The 21,009-nt window shown below is 57.0% G+C and carries 20 protein-coding genes; 11 read left to right on the top strand and 9 right to left on the bottom strand.

Annotation, left to right across the window (positions count from 1 at the left end; all coding sequences use genetic code 11):
* Positions 1 to 47: 47 nt before the first annotated feature.
* On the top strand, positions 48 to 3,377 hold the full coding sequence (carB, locus tag AAC637_RS05430; protein WP_340302645.1) for a carbamoyl-phosphate synthase large subunit: 3,330 nt from the start codon (positions 48 to 50) through the stop codon (positions 3,375 to 3,377).
* Here the strand turns inward: carB and AAC637_RS05425 are convergent.
* Complete coding sequence (locus AAC637_RS05425) at positions 3,287 to 3,832, bottom strand: YHS domain-containing (seleno)protein (protein WP_340302644.1); 546 nt, start codon at positions 3,830 to 3,832, stop codon at positions 3,287 to 3,289. The two genes, carB and AAC637_RS05425, sit on opposite strands and share 91 nt — an antisense overlap.
* A gap of 141 nt (positions 3,833 to 3,973) precedes the next feature.
* On the opposite strand from AAC637_RS05425, the gene AAC637_RS05420 reads away from it, so the two are divergent.
* Positions 3,974 to 4,564: a thymidine kinase gene (locus tag AAC637_RS05420; RefSeq protein ID WP_340302643.1), complete on the top strand. Its 591-nt coding sequence runs from the start codon at positions 3,974 to 3,976 to the stop codon at positions 4,562 to 4,564.
* Here AAC637_RS05420 and AAC637_RS05415 read toward each other — a convergent pair.
* The 4 genes from AAC637_RS05415 to AAC637_RS05400 all read right to left on the bottom strand — a co-directional run bounded on the left by AAC637_RS05415 (position 4,556) and on the right by AAC637_RS05400 (position 6,769).
* Positions 4,556 to 4,891, bottom strand: a complete 336-nt coding sequence (locus AAC637_RS05415; RefSeq protein WP_340243381.1) for a tRNA-binding protein — start codon at positions 4,889 to 4,891, stop codon at positions 4,556 to 4,558. The genes AAC637_RS05420 and AAC637_RS05415 overlap by 9 nt on opposite strands.
* A 5-nt stretch (positions 4,892 to 4,896) precedes the next feature.
* The gene (gene proC, locus AAC637_RS05410; protein ID WP_340302642.1) at positions 4,897 to 5,709 is read right to left on the bottom strand and encodes a pyrroline-5-carboxylate reductase; all 813 of its coding nucleotides are present in this window, start codon (positions 5,707 to 5,709) and stop codon (positions 4,897 to 4,899) included.
* A gap of 30 nt (positions 5,710 to 5,739) precedes the next feature.
* Complete coding sequence (locus tag AAC637_RS05405) at positions 5,740 to 6,243, bottom strand: type III secretion system chaperone family protein (protein ID WP_317656260.1); 504 nt, start codon at positions 6,241 to 6,243, stop codon at positions 5,740 to 5,742.
* A 280-nt stretch (positions 6,244 to 6,523) separates the two neighbouring features.
* The gene (locus AAC637_RS05400) at positions 6,524 to 6,769 is read right to left on the bottom strand and encodes an accessory factor UbiK family protein (RefSeq protein ID WP_317656693.1); all 246 of its coding nucleotides are present in this window, start codon (positions 6,767 to 6,769) and stop codon (positions 6,524 to 6,526) included.
* A gap of 141 nt (positions 6,770 to 6,910) precedes the next feature.
* On the opposite strand from AAC637_RS05400, the gene lgt reads away from it, so the two are divergent.
* From lgt to AAC637_RS05380, 4 genes are all read left to right on the top strand, one after another.
* Positions 6,911 to 7,837 carry a prolipoprotein diacylglyceryl transferase gene (lgt, locus tag AAC637_RS05395; RefSeq protein WP_340302641.1) on the top strand — a complete coding sequence of 309 codons (927 nt, stop codon included), beginning with the start codon at positions 6,911 to 6,913 and terminating at the stop codon, positions 7,835 to 7,837.
* On the top strand, positions 7,837 to 8,925 hold the full coding sequence (locus AAC637_RS05390; protein WP_340302640.1) for a class I SAM-dependent methyltransferase: 1,089 nt from the start codon (positions 7,837 to 7,839) through the stop codon (positions 8,923 to 8,925). Before lgt ends, AAC637_RS05390 begins: the two co-directional genes overlap by 1 nt.
* Before the next feature lies 1 nt (position 8,926).
* A complete protein-coding gene (pgeF, locus tag AAC637_RS05385; RefSeq protein WP_340302639.1) occupies positions 8,927 to 9,703 on the top strand; it encodes a peptidoglycan editing factor PgeF in 777 nt (258 codons plus the stop codon).
* Between the two features lie 128 nt (positions 9,704 to 9,831).
* The gene (locus tag AAC637_RS05380) at positions 9,832 to 9,972 is read left to right on the top strand and encodes a hypothetical protein (protein WP_340302638.1); all 141 of its coding nucleotides are present in this window, start codon (positions 9,832 to 9,834) and stop codon (positions 9,970 to 9,972) included.
* 11 nt (positions 9,973 to 9,983) lie between these two features.
* On the opposite strand, the gene AAC637_RS05375 is transcribed toward AAC637_RS05380, so the two are convergent.
* Positions 9,984 to 10,484 carry an Lrp/AsnC family transcriptional regulator gene (locus AAC637_RS05375; RefSeq protein ID WP_340243371.1) on the bottom strand — a complete coding sequence of 167 codons (501 nt, stop codon included), beginning with the start codon at positions 10,482 to 10,484 and terminating at the stop codon, positions 9,984 to 9,986.
* Between the two features lie 245 nt (positions 10,485 to 10,729).
* Here AAC637_RS05375 and trxB point away from each other — a divergent pair, with 245 nt between their 5' ends.
* Together trxB and AAC637_RS05365 are read left to right on the top strand one after the other, a co-directional pair.
* A complete protein-coding gene (trxB, locus tag AAC637_RS05370) occupies positions 10,730 to 11,695 on the top strand; it encodes a thioredoxin-disulfide reductase (protein WP_340302637.1) in 966 nt (321 codons plus the stop codon).
* Positions 11,696 to 11,904: 209 nt separating this feature from the next.
* A complete protein-coding gene (locus AAC637_RS05365; RefSeq protein WP_340302636.1) occupies positions 11,905 to 13,611 on the top strand; it encodes a bifunctional sulfate adenylyltransferase/adenylylsulfate kinase in 1,707 nt (568 codons plus the stop codon).
* Positions 13,612 to 13,613: 2 nt separating this feature from the next.
* Here AAC637_RS05365 and AAC637_RS05360 read toward each other — a convergent pair whose 3' ends face one another.
* Complete coding sequence (locus AAC637_RS05360; RefSeq protein ID WP_340302635.1) at positions 13,614 to 15,098, bottom strand: 2-isopropylmalate synthase; 1,485 nt, start codon at positions 15,096 to 15,098, stop codon at positions 13,614 to 13,616.
* A gap of 173 nt (positions 15,099 to 15,271) precedes the next feature.
* On the opposite strand from AAC637_RS05360, the gene AAC637_RS05355 reads away from it, so the two are divergent.
* Genes AAC637_RS05355 through AAC637_RS05345 form a run of 3 tightly spaced genes read left to right on the top strand, consistent with a single transcriptional unit; the run spans position 15,272 to position 18,953 of the window.
* Positions 15,272 to 16,939 (top strand): NAD+ synthase, encoded by a 1,668-nt coding sequence (locus AAC637_RS05355; protein WP_340302634.1) that lies wholly within the window; start codon positions 15,272 to 15,274, stop codon positions 16,937 to 16,939.
* Positions 16,940 to 16,944: 5 nt separating this feature from the next.
* Positions 16,945 to 18,087 (top strand): alpha-D-ribose 1-methylphosphonate 5-triphosphate diphosphatase, encoded by a 1,143-nt coding sequence (locus AAC637_RS05350; RefSeq protein ID WP_340302633.1) that lies wholly within the window; start codon positions 16,945 to 16,947, stop codon positions 18,085 to 18,087.
* The gene (locus tag AAC637_RS05345) at positions 18,084 to 18,953 is read left to right on the top strand and encodes a DMT family transporter (RefSeq protein ID WP_340302632.1); all 870 of its coding nucleotides are present in this window, start codon (positions 18,084 to 18,086) and stop codon (positions 18,951 to 18,953) included. Before AAC637_RS05350 ends, AAC637_RS05345 begins: the two co-directional genes overlap by 4 nt.
* Here the strand turns inward: AAC637_RS05345 and AAC637_RS05340 are convergent.
* Entirely contained in the window at positions 18,950 to 19,399 is a 450-nt protein-coding gene (locus AAC637_RS05340; protein ID WP_340302631.1) for an NUDIX domain-containing protein, read from the bottom strand. The two genes, AAC637_RS05345 and AAC637_RS05340, sit on opposite strands and share 4 nt — an antisense overlap.
* A complete protein-coding gene (locus AAC637_RS05335) occupies positions 19,396 to 20,982 on the bottom strand; it encodes a Ppx/GppA family phosphatase (RefSeq protein ID WP_340302630.1) in 1,587 nt (528 codons plus the stop codon). Before AAC637_RS05335 ends, AAC637_RS05340 begins: the two co-directional genes overlap by 4 nt.
* Positions 20,983 to 21,009: the final 27 nt, after the last annotated feature.

Below are 21,009 nucleotides of genomic sequence, written 5' to 3'. Positions count from 1 at the left end.
TGATGTTTCGCCGTTTGTAGGCCCGCAGCCAATACCGAGGTTTTCCGATGCCCAAAAGAACCGATATCCGCTCCATCATGATCATCGGCGCGGGGCCAATCGTCATTGGGCAAGCCTGCGAATTTGACTATTCGGGCGCACAAGCCTGTAAGGCCCTACGCGAAGAAGGGTATCGCGTTATTCTGGTCAATTCTAACCCCGCGACCATTATGACCGATCCAGAACTGGCCGATGCCACTTATATCGAGCCGATCACCCCCGATGTTGTCGCAAAGATCATCGAGAAAGAGCGCCCCGATGCGCTGTTGCCCACCATGGGCGGCCAGACGGGTCTGAACACCGCTCTCTCACTTGAAGAAGCGGGTGTGTTGGAGAAATTCGGGGTCGAGATGATTGGGGCAAAGCGCCCTGCGATTGAAATGGCCGAAGACCGCAAGCTGTTCCGCGAGGCGATGGAACGTATTGGCCTTGAAAACCCGCGCGCCACGATCGTTGCCGCGCCGAAAAAAGAGAACGGCAAATTCGACATCGCCGCAGGTCTGCGCGATGCGATGGAGGCCTTGGAAGACATCGGTCTGCCCGCCATCATTCGCCCCGCCTTTACCTTGGGCGGCACAGGCGGCGGTGTGGCTTATAACCGCGAAGAATATGAGTATTACTGCCGCTCTGGGCTTGAGGCCTCGCCCGTGGCGCAGATTTTGGTCGATGAATCGCTGCTTGGTTGGAAAGAATACGAGATGGAGGTCGTCCGCGACAAAGCGGATAACGCGATCATCGTCTGTTCCATCGAAAACGTAGATCCGATGGGTGTGCATACGGGCGACAGTATCACAGTCGCGCCCGCGCTGACCCTGACCGATAAAGAATACCAGATCATGCGCAACGGCTCGATTGCTGTGTTGCGCGAGATTGGCGTTGAGACGGGCGGCTCCAACGTGCAGTGGGCGATTAACCCTGCCGATGGGCGGATGGTGGTGATCGAGATGAACCCGCGCGTGTCGCGTTCATCGGCGCTTGCCTCTAAGGCCACGGGGTTCCCGATTGCGAAAATCGCGGCGAAATTGGCCGTAGGTTACACATTGGATGAGTTGGACAATGACATCACCCGTGTCACCCCTGCCAGCTTTGAGCCAAGCATCGATTATGTTGTCACCAAGATTCCACGCTTTGCTTTTGAGAAATTCCCCGGCTCTAAGCCCGAATTGACCACGGCGATGAAATCCGTGGGCGAGGCAATGGCCATTGGCCGCAGCTTCCATGAGAGTGTGCAAAAAGCCTTGGCCAGCCTTGAGACGGGGCTTTCTGGCTTTGACGAGATCGAGATTGCGGGCGCGCCTGATAAGGCCGCCATCACGAAGGCGCTCAGCCTGCAGACGCCTGATCGTCTGCGTGTGATCGCCCAAGCCATGCGCCATGGTCTGACCAATTACGAGATCGGCCATGTCACCAAATTTGATCCATGGTTCTTGGCCCGCATTCGCGAGATCGTGGATGTCGAGGAAGATATTCGCACCAATGGCCTGCCGCGTGAGGCGGATGCCTTGCGCAAGATCAAGATGATGGGCTTCACCGATGCGCGTTTGGCGACACTGACGGGCCGCAGCGAGGCCTCTGTGCGGGCTGATCGCACCAGTGCAGGGATCGTTGCCGCATTTAAGCGGATCGACACCTGCGCGGCCGAGTTTGAGGCGCAGACCCCCTATATGTATTCCACCTATGAGGCCCCTGCGATGGGCGATGTGGAATGCGAAGCGCGTCCTTCGGATGCGAAAAAAGTTGTGATTTTGGGCGGCGGACCAAACCGCATTGGGCAGGGGATCGAATTTGATTATTGCTGCTGTCACGCGTGTTTTGCGCTGACCGCGCAAGGCTATGAAACCATCATGATCAACTGTAACCCAGAGACGGTTTCAACAGATTATGATACGTCCGACCGCCTGTATTTCGAGCCTCTCACCTACGAGCATGTGATGGAGATTCTGCGTGTGGAGCAGGACGCAGGCACATTGCATGGGGTTATCGTGCAATTTGGCGGTCAGACTCCGCTGAAATTGGCCAACGCGCTGCATGAGGCGGGTATCCCAATCCTTGGCACATCGCCCGATGCGATTGATTTGGCGGAGGATCGTGAGCGGTTCCAGCAGCTTGTTCAAAAGCTTGAGCTCAAGCAGCCCGAAAATGCGATTGCCCATTCTGACGAAGAGGCAAAAGCCGCGGCTGAAGCCTTGGGGTATCCTTTGGTGATCCGCCCCTCTTACGTTCTGGGTGGTCGCGCAATGGAGATCGTGCGCGATACGGCACAGCTTAACCGCTATATCGCAGAGGCTGTGGTGGTGTCTGGCGACAGCCCCGTGCTTCTCGACAGCTATCTTGATGGCGCGACCGAGGTTGATGTGGATGCGCTGTGCGATGGTGACGCGGTTCATGTCGCGGGCATTATGCAGCATATTGAGGAGGCGGGCGTGCATTCGGGCGACAGTGCCTGTTCCTTGCCCCCTCATACGCTCAGCGATGCGATTATCGCAGAGATCACCCGCCAGACCGAGGCATTGGCGCGCGCGCTCAATGTTGTTGGTTTGATGAACGTTCAATTTGCGGTCAAAGGCGATGATATCTATCTGATTGAGGTCAATCCACGCGCTTCGCGCACTGTGCCCTTTGTGGCCAAGGCCACGGATAGCGCAATTGCCTCTATCGCATCGCGCTTGATGGCGGGAGAGAAACTTTCGGCTTTCCCAAAGGCCGCACCTCATCAACCTGTGGATGACAACGCGTCTATCCCGATGGGCGACCCGATGAGCCTGTCAGATTTCCGCACGCCGTGGTTCTCGGTCAAGGAAGCGGTTCTGCCCTTTGCCCGTTTCCCTGGCGTGGATACGCTGCTTGGGCCAGAAATGCGATCAACGGGCGAGGTGATGGGATGGGATCGCAGCTTTGCGCGGGCCTTCCTCAAGGCGCAGCTTGGCGCGGGAACTGTTTTGCCAACGGCAGGCACAGTGTTCTTGTCGATCAAAGATGCGGATAAATCGCCGCTCTTGGTGGAGACAGCGCAAACCTTGACCGATTTGGGCCTCAAGATTTTGGCCACCTCGGGCACGGCGAAATTCTTGGCCGATCACGGGATTTCATCTGATGTGGTCAACAAGGCCTATGAAGGTGGGCGCACGATTGTCGATATGATGAAGGACGGGATGGTTGATCTGGTCTTGAACACGACCGAAGGCGCGCAAGCGGTTGAAGACAGCCGCTCGATGCGCACAGTCGCGCTCTATGACAAGATCCCCTATTACACCACGCTTGCAGGCAGCCATGCGGCAGCCTTGGCTATGAAAGCCGCACGTGAGGGTGAATTGGCGGTGCGTTCGCTGCAGGGGTAAAGCCCCGATTGCAACCCCGCGCGGAGGTTTGGCCAATTGGCATCTGCGCGGGCAATATGCCCCGCGATATCCTGTTCCCAACGGCGTTGAATGCGCCGGTTGGCGTTGAGGTATAATTTCCCGTCAACGATGCGCCATGCATCAGGGTCAATCGGGGCCGTGTAACCTTGCGATACGGCCCAAGCGCAATAGCCCCCATATTGTGGGGCAAAGGCTTCGGGGCTGTTCAAGAATTGCGCGTGGTTGGCTGCTGATGCAAAATGCCATGTGGCGTTGTCCCAGTGCGCGGCGAAGTCCGCCTGACCTTTGGTGGCGGCGCCATTGGTGAAATAGGCCACAGGATCATACCCCCGCAAAGCCACGCCATCACGTTGAAAGACTGCCTGAGCAAGCAGAGGCTGTGTGACGAGCGGCAGTGCTAAGCCTGACTTTATCACTGCGCGGCGGGTGATCATAGTGGGCGCTCCTGTTGCCAAAACTTGGCTTGGGTATAGCCTGCTTTTAGATCACGGGTTTTGAACTTCGCGTGAGAGGGCGCGCTTGCAAGGCGGGTGCATCTATTGGCATATGGCGACAAAGGAACAATAGGGCGCGCCATGGCCAAGCTATATTTCAATTTTTCGACTATGAATGCGGGCAAGTCGACCCTGCTTTTGCAAGCGGCTCATAATTATAGCGAACGCGGCCAGACCCCATTTCTGCTGACGGCGCATCACGATACGCGCGCAGGCCAAGGCCGTATTGCAAGCCGCATTGGGCTGTCGAAAGAGGCCGTAACCTTTGCCCCTGATACAGACTTGTTCGCGCTTATCGAGGCAGCGCACAAAGCGCAGCCGATTGATTGCGTCTTTCTGGATGAAGCGCAGTTCCTCACCAAGGCACAGGTCTGGCAATTGGCGCGTGTGGCTGATGATTTGGGGCTTCCCGTGATGACCTACGGCCTTCGCGTTGATTTCCGTGGTGAATTATTCGAAGGCTCCGCCGCGCTTTTGGCCTTGGCGGATGATCTGCGTGAGATCAGAACGATTTGTCATTGCGGGCGCAAAGCCACGATGGTGGTGCGAAAATCCCCTGATGGCAGCGTTGCCAAATCGGGGGAGCAGGTGCAAATCGGCGGTAATGAAACCTATGTCAGCTTGTGCCGCCGTCACTGGCGCGAAGCGATCGGGGATAGCCCGTCAACATAGTCGCGCGCCAAGGGGCGCATCCTTGTCGGGCACGGCTAAAACCACATCCCCGCCCGCATCATGAAATCCAAGCACAAGCGCCTCGGACATGAAGGGGCCGATCTGGCGGGGTGGAAAATTCACCACCCCCATAACAAGCTTGCCCACCAATGCCTCGGGCGCATAATGCGCGGTGATTTGGGCCGAGCTTTTTTTGACCCCAATCTCTGGCCCATAATCCACCCATAACTTGATTGCAGGTTTGCGGGCCTCGGGAAAGGGTTCGGCGCGGGTGACGCGCCCCACGCGAATGTCGACCTTCAGGAATGTTTCAAAATCGGTTTCCATCAGGCTTATCCTTTCAGGGCGCGGGATCGCGCCGCCGCAGCCTTGACTGTTTCGCGGATGAGGGGGGCGAGGCCGCTTGCCTCATCCATCAAAACCTCTAGCCCCGCCTGCGTGGTGCCATTGGGCGATGTCACGTTGATGCGCAATTGTTCTGGGCTCTCGCTGACCTCTCGGGCCAAGGCCCCTGCGCCCGCGACTGTGGCCTTGGCCAATTCCATCGCCATCTCGTCAGGCAGGCCTTCGGCGCGCGCGGCAGCAGCCAGACTGTCAATCATATAGAAAACATAGGCAGGGCCTGAGCCCGAGACGCCTGTCACAGCGTCAATCTGATCTTCCGTTTCAAGACGCACCACCTGACCGACTGCAGATAACAGGGCTTCGCCAAGCTCAAGATCGGCTTGGCTGCACTGCCCGTTGCCAATAAGCGCGGTGATCCCGCACCCGATTGCAGCGGGGGTGTTGGGCATGGCGCGGATAATTTTGGTGGATGCGTCAAATTCGGCTTCAAATCTGGCGATTGGTGTGCCTGCCGCTACAGAGATCACTAATGTCTTGGGGCCTATATGCGCCGCAAGATTGGGTAAAGCTTCGCCCATCATCTGCGGTTTCACCGCGATAATGGCCACAGCGGCATTTGCGGGCAGGGGCGTATTAAGATTTACCCCCGCAGCCTTGAGCCAATCAGAGGGGTGCGGGTCAATTACGGTCACGCAGGCAGGTGGTATTCCTCGTGCAAGCCACCCTGCCAACATTGCAGAGCCCATTTTCCCACAGCCGAAAATCACCATGCCGCGCGCGGCAATATCGTCATACGTCATCACTCATCCCCTGTTGCGGTTTGCAACAGGTTAGGCGCGACCGAACCCTTCGGCAATGGCCACTTGGATTGCTTCGCTTGGTGATTGGCTTCCCCAACAGGCCAATTGGAAGGCGGGGTAATAGCGTTCGCTTGCCAAAATCGCGGTTTCAACCATGCAGGCAATCTGCTCGGGGCTCGCCAGTTGATCCCCTGCGAGAACCAAGCCGTAGCGATAGACCATCATCTTTTGCTCGGCCCAAAAACTGAACGCGCCCGCCCAGCATTTGTCATTGGCAAGGTTCAATGTCTCGTAAAGCTTGCCCATAGATTCGGCGGGTGGATCCATGTCGAAGGTGCAGATCATCCGCAGCGTTTCGTCATAGCTCGACCATGCCAGCGTCACCGAATAGGTGCGCCACTGCCCCTCTAGGGCCATTGCGATTTGATCATCGGCAACACGGTCGAAATCCCATTCATGCCGTGTGGCAAGGGTTTCAACGATATCGATGGGATGGAGGTCTTCGACATCCATATACTGCTCGGAAAGTGACATTGCCCTAGGCCTCATTCTTGGCAGCCTGTCGCGGGCGTTGGGTTTAATCCCAATTTGCCCACTAAGGCTGGGTGTCTCCACTAAGGGTCGGCTGGTTCGCGCGGCCCCATACCAAATATGGTGCGGTTACTTTCTTCACCTGTAAAGCAATATTTTGATGACGCACCCAGAAATTGCGGTTTTCCTAATCCTGTCCACAAGAAATTGGGGGCTGTGCATAAAGATAGGGCGGGTTTGGTCTGGCCAAACCCGCCCTTGTTGAACTGCGCTGTGACCGCGCTTATTTCTTTTTCTTTTCCAATGCCTCTAGCCGCGCAGACAGCGCCTCATTTTCTTCGCGCGCTTTTTGGGCCATTGCGCGCACGGCATCAAATTCCTCGCGGGTGACAAAGTCGCGATCCGCAAGCCAGCGATCCATCAGCGATTTCATCGCATTTTCCGCTTCCTCGCGTGCGCCTTGGGCCACACCCATGGCGTTGGTCATCAATTGGCTGATGTCATCCATCATCTTATTGCGGGTTTGCATAGGCTGTCCTCTTGTCTCGCGGCGGGGCGCGTTCATACGTTCGACCTTGATATGGGGTAAATGGCGCGCCGCTTCAAGGTTGACATCGCCGCATGGGGGTCTATCCAACAAGGGTTCCCACGCGCATCTAAAAGGGCCGCTATGTTTTACGCGATACCGTTTCCAGATATCTCGCCTGCGCTCTTCTCAATTGATTTTGGTGGGTTTCACTTTGCCTTGCGGTGGTATGCACTGGCCTATATCGCTGGGTTTCTCATCGCAGCATGGATGATCGGACGGCATTTGCGCAAATCCACGCTGTGGAGACATGCCACCGCCCCGATGTCCCCCGAAGTTGTAGAACCGCTTTTGACATGGATGGTCTTGGGCGTGATCCTTGGGGGGCGGCTTGGATATGTGCTGTTCTATCAGCCAAGCTATTACCTGCAAAACCCTACTGAGATTTTGCAGGTTTGGCAGGGGGGGATGTCTTTTCATGGTGGCTTTTTGGGTGTTGTCATCGCGGGGCTTTTGTTTTGTCGTGTCCACAAGGTCAGCATAGCAAGCCTTGCCGATCTGTTAGCCTTGGCCACCCCGCCTGCGCTCTTTCTGGGGCGCAGCGCCAATTTCATTAATGCCGAGCTATGGGGGCGACCCACCGATGCGCCTTGGGGCGTGATCTTTCCTGGTGCCGCGGCACAGGGCTGTTCGGGCCCTGTGGGGATTGTGATGGACGCAGGCATGCAAGTTTGTGCGCGCCACCCGTCACAGCTTTACGAAGCGCTGCTTGAGGGGCTCATCTTGGGGCTTGTGATCCTGTATGTGATCCATCGCCAAGGGGCGTTGCGGGTGCCAGGGCAAGTGGCGGGTCTGTTTCTTGCAGGCTATGGGGGGGGGCGGTTTATTGTCGAATATTTCCGCCAACCTGATGCACAGTTCTTCGCGAACCATCCGCGCGGTTATGCGCTGTGGCTGTCTGATGATATTGGTCTGAGCATGGGGCAAATCTTGTCATTGCCCATGGTCATTGTGGGGCTAGCGGTGATCTTGGTCGCGCGGCAGGTCGCGCGGCGCAAGGCAGGTGCCTAATGGGGGCAGGGCGCGCGCAGGATCGGCTGTTGCGCCGTATCGCGCAGTCAGGCCCGCTTTCTGTGGCCGAGTTTATGACCGAGGCTCTGCTTCACCCTGAATTTGGGTATTATATGAAGAAACCCGCTATCGGTGGGGGCGGGGATTTTGTGACGGCACCCGAGGTCTCGCAAATATTTGGCGAGATGATTGGGTTGTGGTTGGTGCAGGTTTGGTCTGACCAAGGCAGACCATCCGATGTAAATTTGGTCGAGCTTGGCGGCGGGCGTGGGACGTTGATGGCCGATATTTTGCGCGCCGCGAAACTGCTACCCGAATTCACCCAAACGATCAGACTGCACATGGTCGAAGCCTCGCCCTTGATGCGCACGGCCCAAGCAGAGGCTTTGGAACAGTATCAACCACAATTTCACAACACTATTGCCACCCTACCTGACGGGCCGCTTTATTTGGTGGCGAATGAATTTTTTGATGCCTTGCCCATTCGGCAATTTCAAAAGGGGCGTGACGGATGGCATGAACGCCAAATCGGTGCAGATCAGGGCGCGCTCATATGGGGGCTTGGCCATGTCATTGCGCCCGATTGGATAACAGCCCGTTTTGGTGACATGCCAGAGGGTGCGATTGTCGAGGTTAATGCTGCGGCCGAGGCGATTGCATCAGATATCGGGCGGCGCATTGATGCGCAGGGCGGCGCGGCGCTTTTGATTGACTACGGGGATTGGATCAGCGCAGGCGACACCTTTCAAGCCGTCAAAGATCACAGATACGCCGATCCATTGGTGGATATTGGCACATCCGATCTGACCGCCCATGTGGCGTTTCAGCCTTTGGCGGCCAGTGCCGCACCCGCCCGCGCGGCACCGCTACAGACGCAAGGTCTGTTTCTTGAGCGTCTGGGGATCACCGCAAGGGCGCAGGCGCTTGCGCAAAAACTGCACGGTGACGCGCTTCAATCACATATTGCCGCGCATCGTAGGTTGACCCACCCCGAAGAAATGGGACAGCTATTCAAAGTGCTGGGTCTTACACAACAGTCTGCGCCCGCCCTGCCTGGTTTGGATGATCTTGAAATAAGGGATATGTGAGATGGCTGCGCATTTCGCTCCAATTGACCCGATCACATCCCCGCTTTTGGGGGCAGCAAAGCATGGGTTTTTTACACGCAAGGGTGGTGCATCTAGCGGCATTTTTAGCAGTCTGAATTGTGGTGCGGGATCATCTGATCAATCGGATTTGGTCGAAATCAACCGCGCGCGCGTGGCGCGTGAGATGGGGGTGGCTGAAGATTGCATTGTGATGGTGTATCAAACGCATTCCGCAGATGTTGTCTTGGTTGAAGGCCCGATTGGCGGCGGCACCCCTGAGGCAGATGGTCTGGTTTCCTGCAGCAAGGATTTGGCCATTGCGATTCTCACGGCTGATTGTCAGCCCGTCCTGTTTCATGAAGCGGAGGCAGGCGTGATTGGCGCTGCCCATGCAGGTTGGAAGGGCGCGCGGGCAGGGGTTCTTGAGGCCACGATTGACTTGATGGTTGCACAAGGGGCGGTGCGCGAAAAAATCAACGCGGTGATTGGCCCTACGATCAGCCAAGCCAATTATGAGGTCGGGCAAGAATTCTTTGAGGAATTCGTGGATGATGATCCGCAGTCTGCGCGGTTTTTTATCAATGGGGCGGCACCTGATAAATATCTCTTTGATTTACCAAGCTACGGATTAACGCGCCTGCGCAATGCGGGCATCGGGCAGGCAGAATGGTGCGGGCATTGCACCTATCGTGACGAAGAACTGTTCTTTTCCTACCGCCGCGCCACGCATCGGGGCGAAGCGGATTACGGGCGCCTGATTTCGGCTATTCGCCTTTAGGCTTTGCCGCGAAATCACCTTTTTCTTTCCCCATGCTGACGGGATTTCGTCCAATCTTTGACAGATTTGGACGCGAATTTAGACCCATCGAAGCGCAATGTTGCGCGAATCTTTTTGGAGGGTCTGAGATGAAAAAACGTTGGATGGAGTCGGTGATCGCGATGACCGAGCACGAGGCGCCACGCATGCCTTGGATGCGCGATGAAACCGAAGTGCAGCGACCAGCAATGACGGATCGTGTAGAAATTGGCTTGAAACGGGCAGGATAATCCGCTTCGCTTTAATCCATCTTGGCCAGTCGGTCTTCGAGAACTTCGAAGGGCACGCCTGGTTGATCCTTAGCCCCACGAATGACAAGCGATGTGCGTACGCTTGCAACATTCGGGGCGGCAGTTAGGTGTTCGGTGAGGAAGCTTTGAAAAGTGGACAGGTCAGGCGCCACGCATTTCAAGATGAAATCAATCTCGCCGTTCAGCATATGACATTCGCGCACAAGGGGCCACTCGGCACAGCGGTTTTCAAAGGCGACCAAATCAGCTTCGGCCTGACTGTGCAGGCCTACCATGGCGAAAACCTGAACTTCGAACCCAAGCATCCGCGCATCGACATCTGCGTGATAGCCGCGGATATAGCCCGACTCCTCCAAAGTGCGCACGCGCCGTAGGCAAGGGGGTGCAGAAATCCCAACGCGTTTGGCCAATTCCACATTGGTCATCCGCCCGTCACTTTGCAGTTCCGCAAGAATCTTGCGGTCAATCGGATCGAGTTTGGTCGTTGGCATTATTGTTATCCTCTCGCTCGCGACTTTGCGATCCTGAGCGATAATGCCAGAAATACGCAATTTTATTTCGCACCCGCGCAATATATGGAATATTGAGCGCCGCTTTGCAAGGCTTAGGCGGGGCTTTCATCGCGGGCGATCGGTGGTTATATCAGGATCAAGATACGTGCCGCGCTGTGTCGTTCGGGTGTCATTGCCCATGCTGCGATGGCGGCGCGTGACAGGTTTAATGAAGGATCCATCTCATGAGTGCAACCCGCCATACCCGTCTTTTGATTATTGGCTCTGGCCCTGCGGGCTACACGGCGGCGGTTTACGCCAGCCGTGCCATGTTAGAGCCGATTTTGGTGCAAGGCATCCAGCCGGGCGGACAGTTGACCATCACAACGGATGTTGAAAACTGGCCGGGTGATGCCTCCGTCATGGGGCCTGATCTCATGGTGCGGATGGAGAACCACGCCCGCGAGATGGGGGCAGAGATCATCTCGGATCATATTTCTGATCTCGATTTATCGCAGCGTCCTTTCCGCGCTTCGGGCGATACGGGCACAACATATACGGCCGATGCGGTGGTTCTGGCGACAGGCGCGCAGGCGCGGTGGTTGGGCTTGCCCTCTGAAGATCATTTTAAGGGCTTTGGTGTCTCGGCCTGTGCCACCTGTGATGGGTTCTTCTATCGCGGGCAAGAGGTGGTGGTTATAGGTGGCGGCAATACCGCCGTTGAAGAGGCGCTGTTTCTCACCAATTTCGCCTCAAAGGTCACATTGATCCACCGCCGCGACAGCCTGCGCGCGGAAAAGATCATGCAAGATCGCCTTTTCAAAAATCCGAAAATCGAGGTGATCTGGAACCACGAGGTGGATGAGGTGGTCGGGACAGATGCCCCCCGTGGTGTTGAGGCGGTCAAAGCGCGCCATGTCGAGACAGGCGCTATTACCGAAGTGCCTTGCAAAGGGTTTTTCGTGGCCATTGGCCATGCACCTGCCAGCGATTTGATCAAGGATCAGCTTAAGCTGCATTCGGGCGGTTATGTTTGGGTTGAACCTGGCACGACCCGCACCTCGATCCCTGGCGTTTTTGCGGCGGGGGATTTGACCGACCATACCTATCGCCAAGCGGTTACAAGCGCGGGCATGGGCTGTATGGCCGCTTTGGATGCCGAGCGGTGGTTGGCGGAACAAGCGGCAGGCGACGTGAAGGCCGCCGAATAGGGCTAAGAACAGGGGCTGCGTGATTGCCGATTTTTCAGCACCGCCATTTCGTTTGTGGCGGATCGGCAAGCACGCTGTTTCTTTTTTCTTTGAAAAGGACAGCTATGCTTGAATTTCGCCACACTAAGGGTCTATGGCGGCGCTGAATGCGGGGCCGTGTTGTTTTTTGCGGCCCCTAATGTTTTGACCCTTGTTGGAAAGTAAACTTGATGGCTGCCCAATTTCACGCCCCGATCCCTGAACTTTATGTCTCTTACGACTCCGCGCAGAAGCTAAAGCTTGAGGCGGCGGAGTTGGTTTCATGGGATCTGACCCCGCGCCAAATCTGCGATTTGGAATTGCTGATGAATGGCGGGTTTAACCCGCTCAAAGGGTTTTTGGGGCAGGAGGATTATGACAGCGTGGTCGAGACCATGCGTCTGGCCGATGGCACGCTTTGGCCGATGCCGATCACGCTTGATATTTCTGAGGACTTCGCCGCCAAGGTCGAGACGGGCCAAGATATCGCACTGCGCGATCAAGAGGGGGTGATCCTTGCGATCCTCTCTATCTCTGACAAATGGATGCCCAATAAGGCGCGCGAGGCAGAAAAGGTGTTTGGCGCAGATGATCTGGCCCATCCTGCGGTGAACTATCTGCATCATGTGGCAGGCCCCGTTTATTTGGGTGGGGCGATCACGGGCATCCAACAGCCCGTGCATTACGATTTCCGCGCACGCCGTGATACGCCCAACGAGATGCGGGCCTATTTCCGCAAATTGGGGTGGAAGCGGATTGTTGCCTTTCAAACCCGCAACCCGCTGCACCGCGCGCATCAGGAATTGACCTTCCGCGCCGCCAAAGAGGCACAGGCAAACCTATTAATCCATCCTGTGGTTGGCATGACTAAGCCCGGCGATGTGGATCACTTTACCCGTGTGCGCTGCTACGAGGCGGTGCTTGATAAATACCCTGCCGCAACCACAACCATGAGCTTGCTGAACCTTGCCATGCGCATGGCTGGCCCGCGCGAGGCGGTTTGGCACGGCTTGATCCGCGCCAATCATGGCTGCACCCATTTCATCGTGGGGCGCGATCACGCGGGGCCAGGAAAGAATTCAAACGGCGAAGATTTCTATGGCCCCTATGACGCGCAGGAGCTGTTCAAGCAGCACCAAGATGAAATTGGCCTTGAGATGGTGGATTTCAAGCACATGGTCTATGTGCAAGAAAAGGCCCAATATTACCCTGCAAATGAGGTGCCAGCGGGCGATACGGTTCTAGATATTTCGGGCACGGAACTGCGCCGCCGCCTGCGCGAGGGGTTGGAAATTCCCGAATGGTTCTCCTTCCCTGAGGTGGTTAAGGAATTGCGCCGCACCTCTCCACCGCGCAGCAAGCAGGGCTTTACAGTGTTTTTCACGGGGCTTTCAGGCTCGGGCAAATCGACCATTGCGAATGCCCTGATGGTCAAGCTGATGGAAATGGGCGGCCGTCCAGTGACGCTGCTTGATGGGGATGTGGTGCGCAAGCATCTCTCCTCGGAATTGGGGTTCAGCAAGGAACACCGCGATATCAATATTCGCCGCATTGGCTATGTCGCTTCGGAGATCACGAAGAATGGCGGGATCGCCATTTGCGCTCCCATCGCGCCTTATACAGCGACCCGCCGCTCGGTGCGCGAGATGGTCGAAAGCTTTGGCGCTTTTGTTGAGGTGCATGTGGCCACCAGCCTTGAAGAATGCGAGCGCCGTGACCGCAAGGGCCTCTATAAATTGGCGCGCGAGGGCAAAATCAAGGAATTCACGGGGATTTCTGATCCTTACGAGGCCCCAACCGCCGCAGAATTGGTGGTCGATACCGAAGGCACGGACGTGGATTACTGCGCGCAGCAGGTGCTGTTGAAACTCGAAAGCATGGGGCTGATTGCAGCCTGATTTTACTGCGATTGCGGTTCGCTGACATCAGGGGTTTCGGGGGCAGGTGGCAAATCCGCCGCCCCCGCGCCCACTAATTGGCCGTTTTCCCACAGTCCTTCTACCACTTGGCCCGTGGCGTAGGTCAGTCGCCCTTGACCTTGGCGGGTTCCGTTTTCAAACGTCCCTTCATAAACATCGCCCGAGCGATAGCGCGCCACGCCTTGGCCTGTGATTTCACCTGCGCGCCAAGCGCCCTCATAGGTAAACCCATCGGCCATCTCGAGGCGGCCTATGCCTTCGCGCGCCCCGCCTACGAATTGCCCACGATAGCTGCTGCCATCAGGATAGGTTGTGATCCCTTCCCCCTCGCGCAGGCCTGCGTTCCATCCGCCCTCGTAGCGATAGCCGTTGGTTGAGGTCATTACCCCTTGGCCGTGTTGGCGCCCATTCAGGAACTGGCCCTCATAGCGCAACCCATCGGCATATTCCGCAATGCCAAAGCCTTGCATCGCCCCCGCGACCCAATCGCCCTCGTATTTGGTGCCGTCAGGATAGGTTATGGTTCCCGTCCCATGGGCCAAATCATTTTCAAATCCGCCAGCATAGACCACCCCATCGGGGTAGGTCATCACGCCTTGCCCCTCAATGCGCCCTTCGACCCATTCGCCTTCATAAACAAGCCCCTGATGCCCTGTGAAACGACCTTGGCCATGGCGGCGGTCATTGAGAAATTCGCCCTCATAGAGATCGCCATTCGCATAGCGCACTACTGCTTGGCCTTGGCGCGCGCCATTGACCAAACCGCCCTCATAGATATCGCCATTGGGTTGGGTCAGGCTGCCTTGACCGTTGATCTGATCATTTTCCCATTCGCCCTCAAACATCATGCCATCTGAGGTTTCCAAACGTCCTGCGCCGTGGCGCATGTCATTGAGAAATTCCCCCACATATGTTGAGCCATCTGGGAAAGTGAGGCTTCCTTGGCCATGCTTCTGGCCCGATTGCCACCCACCTTCATAGACATAACCATCTGTGTTGGACAGCCGTCCCTGTCCCTCTTGAAGGCCCGCGACAAAGCTGCCCGTATAGGTCAGTCCGTTGGAATAAAAGGCGCGCCCTTCGCCTGACATGAGGCCGTCTGCCCAAGTGCCTGTATAGGTTGATCCATCGACAAAGGTGATCGTGCCTTGGCCATTGGGTTTGCCCGCCACAAACGCACCTTCATAGACCGACCCATCAGGAAAGGTCGCGCGGCCTTCGCCCATAATTCGGCCATCAACCCACTGCCCCGTATATTCATACCCGTTGGGCAAAGTATAGGTGCCCGTCCCGTGTTGCAGCCCGTTGCGGAATTGCCCACGATAGATCGCGCCATTGTCATATTGCTGTTCGTCACGGATGATTTCGCCCTCTTGGGCAAGCCCGCTCTGCGGCGCTAATCCAAAAAAAAGACCAAGCAAAGCTGCCTGTGCTGTCCTTTCCAAGGGGCGCATTTTGTTTCGCATATTTAGCAAATGTCCCATCTGCTTCCTCTGGCCTTGTCAAAGAAACTATTGAAGCCCGCCTGATCTCGCAACGTCTTTTGCGCCTTTGGGTGCGATCAATATGCGCAATGGCCTTGGCCTGCGGGTTTGATCTGCTAGAACCTCGGGTGAGTGAGTAGGGAAGGCACAGCTAAATGGCGTCTCGGTTTTGTTTGAGTGTTGCGCAGATTAACCCCACAGTCGGTGACCTCGCAGGCAATGCACAAAAGGTCTTGGCTTATTGGGCCGAAGCGCGGGATGCGGGGGCTGATTTGGTGGTGTTCCCCGAAATGGCGCTGACGGGCTATCAGCTGCAAGACCTTGTCACGCGGCCCGCTTTTTTGGCCTCAGTCGTGCAGGCCTTAGAAGATTTGGCAGAGGCCACCAAGGATGGCCCTGTCTGTGGGATTGGCCTGCCTTTGCCTGCCGAAGGCGGGGGTATCAACAACGCCTATGTCATTTTGCAAGGCGGCGTGCAGATTGCGCGGATCAATAAACATCATTTGCCTAATGACAGCGTTTTTGACGAAAAGCGGTATTTCAAGTCAGGCAATCCGTCTGGCCCCGTGCGCATTGGCCCTGTGCGGATCGGCATCCCGATTTGTGAAGATGCGTGGCATGAGGACATTACCGAGACGCTCGCCGAAGCGGGATCAGAGGTTTTGCTTGTCACCAATGGCTCGCCCTATCATCGCGGCAAGATGGGATTGCGGCAGACCCATATGGTCGCGCGCGTGATCGAGACGGGCCTGCCATTGATCTATCTGAACCTTGTCGGTGGGCAAGATGATCAGATTTTTGATGGGGCCAGTTTCGCCTTGAACCAAGGCGGGGCCTTGGTGGCGCAGATGCCCGCCTTTGAAGAAGGCATGACCCATCTGACACTTCGAGAGGGGGCTGAGGGCTGGCAGATTGACAAGACCGACCTGACGCGCATACCCGATGACATCGAGGCGGATTACCATGCGATGGTTTTGGGTCTGCGTGATTACATGGCCAAGGCAGGGTTTTCTCGCGCGGTTTTGGGTCTGTCGGGCGGGGTGGATTCGGCCTTGGTTGCGGCCATTGCCGCCGATGCCATTGGCCCTGAAAACGTGCATTGCGTGATGCTGCCTTCGCGCTATACCTCGCAGGCCTCGCTTGAGGATGCCCGCGATGTGGCCCAGATGCTTGGGGTCAGGCTTGACAGTTTGCCGATTGAGGCCCCGAAAGAGGCGGTTGAGGCCACGCTTGCCCCGCTCTTTGCAGGCCGCGATCCAGATTTGACCGAGGAAAACATCCAATCCCGTTTGCGCGGGGTTCTTCTGATGGCGTTGTCGAATAAATTTGGCGAAATGTTGTTGACCACAGGCAATAAATCCGAGGTCGCGGTAGGTTATGCCACCATCTATGGCGACATGGCAGGGGGCTATAACCCGATCAAAGACCTTTATAAAACGCGCGTCTTTGCAACGTGCCATTGGCGCAATGCCAACCACCGCGCTTGGATGAAAGGGCCAGATGGGCCTGTGATGCCAGTGTCGGTGATTGAAAAGCCGCCATCGGCGGAATTGCGCGATGATCAAAAAGACGAGGATAGCCTGCCGCCATATGAGGTTTTGGATGCCATCCTTGAGGGGCTGATAGATCATGAGGCAAGCGTTGCAGATTTGGTTGCACAAGGGTTTGATGCCGCGACAGTCAAGCGGGTTGAGCATTTGGTCTACATTTCGGAATATAAGCGCTTTCAATCCGCACCGGGGGCGCGGCTGACGTCCCGCGCATTCTGGTTGGATCGGCGCTATCCAATCGTCAATCGCTGGCGCGATCCATCTGCGGAATAGGGCGCATGTTGGGTCTGAACCTAACGCTAATGGGGGCTGAGGTCTTGGGCCCTGAGGGGCTTGCGCCGCGCCCTGTGAGCATGGCGGAGGGGGTTATCACCCAAGATCAAGGCCCGCGCTGTATTGATCTATCTGGCTATATCATCTTGCCGGGATTGGTCGATTTTCACGGCGATGGGTTCGAACGCCATGTTGCGCCCCGCCGTGGGGCCGTTGTTGACCCGCGCGAGGGGATACGTCCCATCGAGGCGGAGTTGGCGGCCAATGGGATAACGACAGCCATGCTTGCACAATTCTACTCTTGGGAGGGGGGGATGCGCGGCCCCGATTTTGCCGCCGCCATGGCCCGCGCCTTGCAAGATGCGCAGGGCTTGATCTGTGATTTGCGTCTGCAATTGCGCGTTGAGATGAATATGGTCGACCATTACGCCGCGATTATAGACTTGGTGCGCGATCACCAAATCGCGTGCGTGGTGTTTAATGATCATCTGCCGCATGAGGCCTTAGCGGCGGGAAAACGCCCGCCACGTTTGACGGGGCAGGCGCTTAAGGCGGGCCGCTCGCCTGAGGCACATCTCGCGTTTCTGCACAGCCTCCATGACCGAAAGCCCGAAGTGATGCCTGCCTTGCGTGATCTGGCGGGACAGCTTTCTGAACTTGGGGTGGTGTTGGGCAGCCATGATGACGCAACCCCCGCCGCACATGCGCAATTCTCGGAGATTGGCGTCAGCTTGGCGGAATTTCCTGAAACAGTCGAAGCCGCAAAGGCCGCGCGTGCAGAAGGCCATGGCGTGGTGATGGGGGCGCCCAATGTTCTGCGTGGCGGGTCGCATGCGGGCAAGATCTCTGCGCGGCTTTTGGTCGAAGCGGGTTTGGTCGATGCTTTGGCGTCAGATTACCACTACCCTGCCTTGCTGCGCGCCGCGCTGACGTTGTGGCAAGGGGGAATGGGTTTGACAGAGGCTTGGGCGCTCGTGTCCTCTGGCCCTGCGCGGCTTTTGGGTTTGGAGGATCGTGGTGTGATTGCCACGGCCAAGCGCGCCGATTTTGTTATCCTAGATGCCAAAAGCCATGCGGTGGCCGCCACAATCGCGGGCGGGCAGATTGCCTATGCGCGCGGGGATATTGTGCAAAGGCTGTTGTCATGACGCGGTTGATCTTCGCGGCCCTTCTGACCTTGATTGCTTTTGCTGCCAATTCGGTGCTGAACCGTATGGCCGTGGCGGGGGGGCATATCAGCGTTGGGGATTTCGCAATTTGGCGTGTGGCTGCGGGCGCTGTGACGCTGCTTGGCCTGAGTGTGATTTTACGCGGTCGGACGTTTCTGATGATTGCGCGCGCCAATCCCAAGATGCGCCTTGCGGGCGGGTTTTGCCTTGCGACCTATATGTTGGGCTTTTCATTGGCCTATTTGAAATTGGATGCGGGCTTGGGCACTTTGCTGCTCTTTGGAGCGGTGCAATTGACCATGTTTTCAGGATCGCTCCTTTTGGGGGAGGGGGTGTCACCCCGCCGCTTGGGGGGCGCGGCTGTCGCGCTTGCAGGGTTGGTTTGGTTGCTTCTGCCAGAAGGGCAGATCACTGTGCCGCTAGATGCGGTCACCGCAATTGCGGTCGCAGGGTTAGGATGGGGGGGCTATTCGCTTTTGGGGCGAAAGGCCCGCGACCCGATCCCTGAAACAGCCGTGAATTTTTGGATTGCCTTTGGCCTTTGCGCCTTGGCCCTGTTCTTGTTTCCCCTTCCCGAAGGTCAGACTGCCGATGCAACGGGGCGGGGTTTGGCGATCCTGTCAGGTGCGGTGACTTCGGGAATGGGCTATGCGCTGTGGTATACGATCTTGCCGCATCTGGGTGCCGCCCGCGCAGGGCTTGCGCAGCTCAGTGTTCCGCCTTTGGCAATTTTGGGCGGTGTGCTGCTGTTGGACGAGGTTTTGACGCTGCATTTGATCGCTGCAAGCCTCGTGGTCATTGGTGGCGTGGCCTATGGTCTGACGGGCGCGCATAAAGCGCCTTAGCGCAGAATTGGCTCTAGCGCGTCATAGATCATGATCTCGCCATCCCATGCAACGCGTGCAAGGCTATCAGGTTTCACCTGTAGGGTCGCAAGCTCTGCGCGTGTCACCCAGCGCCTTTCGCTCACCACACCCTCTGGATCGCGCCACTCTCCCGTAAGATTGCCTGCGATATGGGTCACATGAAAATAAATATCGACCTGATGAAATGTGCCGTGAGGGTCATGGAACTCGTTGACCAAGCAGGGCGCTGCTACCTCAACTGTCAGCCCCGTTTCCTCGTGAAACTCGCGCTGCAGGTTTTCGGGCAGGGATTGGCCTGCCTCAACCCCACCGCCCGGTGCGCAATACAGCGCCCTTTCACGCCCCTTATAGGCATTCACAAGCAACAGCTTGTCTGCCACCACCAACAGGCCGCGCACGGCCAAACGGGGTTTGGCGCGGATCATCGGCTGCTGCGCTCATCGGTGACGGCGGGCGTAAGACCCATAGACAAGGCCAAAGCCCCGAAACGCGCTTGGGCGACTTCGCCAAACAGGTCATCCGCTGCATCGCTGAGCAAATGTAGGATCAATTTTTTGCGCCGCCTGTTCACTTCGAGATAGCAATGATCCAGCGGTTTTTCCAAGGTCAGCATCGCTCCAAAGCGCATGGCGCGCCCCAAAATCTCGGCCTCTTGCACCTCGGCCTCGCGCAAAAGGGTCAAGAGATTGGTGTCAAAATGTGTCGCCTCGCGGTTCGATTTATACCGATGCAATAGGGCAAGACCCAAATAGACGCGTTCCCAATGGGCGAGCCCGCCCAAATTGGCGCGCGTTGCATTGTCAAAACATGTCTCGGCCCGATAGTCGGGATGCGCGCGCCATGAGACATCATGCAGCAAGCACGCCGCACGGATCAGTCGCTTTTTTGCAGGCTTTGCCTGTGGAAAAAGCGGCTCAACAAAATGATATAGTTTGCGCCCAAACCCTGGGATGCGGGCTGACATGGCCTCGGCGTGGCGGGCGGCCTCGATCAGCGGGTCGCGTTGGCGCAGCTCTTCGGACATTTGTTCATAGAGCAGACCTTCGCGGATGCCATAGCTTGAGATGGCTACATCGCGTGGTTTCAACTGCCGCAGCAATTCCTTCAGCACGATCGCCGCAAGGGGCACAAGGCGCAGACGTTCAAGACTGGTGCCTGTCTGTGCGCGCAGCGTCTCGATATCGGTCTTGGCAATATATTTAATCGTTTCAAGAATGGCCTTTGGCGTCATGCGATATTCATGCAAAACCTTAAGCGGGTAGCCGCGCCGCTCCATATCGACCCGCGCGATAGCGCGCCATGATCCACCGACTAAGAACAGCCTTTGGTGATCTTCGGGAAATTCAGCCTTGAGATCAGCAATGCGCGCTCTGATATGCGCCTTGATTGCGCGTTTGCCGCCTGTGATCCCCATCAGCTTGAGCGGCCCAAGATCCACGGATCCGCGCCGCCCGATGCTGCCGCCGCCTTCAAGGGCGGCCAATTCCATTGATGAGCCACCAATATCGCAGATCAACCCATAGGCCCCGGGCCATCCCAAGAGAACGCCCTGCGCAGACAGACGGGCCTCCTCTTCGCCTGTTACGATGCGGATCGCGAGGCCTGTTTGATCGAGCACATCTTTGCGGAAGTCCGCGCCATCTTGAGCATCGCGCACCGCCGCAGTGGCCACAGTCAAAAGAGGTGCCACCCCCATGCCCTTACACAGCATGGCAAAGCGGCGCAGCGCGACAAGGGCGCGCTGGCGGCCTTCTGGGTTCAAGCGCCCCGTTTCTGCAAAGCCTTCCCCTAAGCCACAGAGAATTTTTTCATTGTAGAAATAGGCAGGGCTGCGGGCGGCCCCATCAAACACCACCATCCGCACAGAGTTTGAGCCGATGTCGATAACCCCCACCCGCGAGAGCGAACGGGCATGATCGGCATCAAAAAGTGGCGCGCCGAAAGGCCCCCATTCAGGATGATCCTCAACCACCAATTCGGATTTCTCAGCGGGCACCACGATACTCATGGAATTGGTTGTTTCACAAAGCTTGGT

The organism is Roseobacter sp. HKCCD7870, from assembly GCF_037830315.1.
Lineage (GTDB): Bacteria > Pseudomonadota > Alphaproteobacteria > Rhodobacterales > Rhodobacteraceae > M30B80.
Note: the sequence above shows the minus strand (reverse complement) of the source record. Positions and strands in the feature narration are given on the sequence as shown.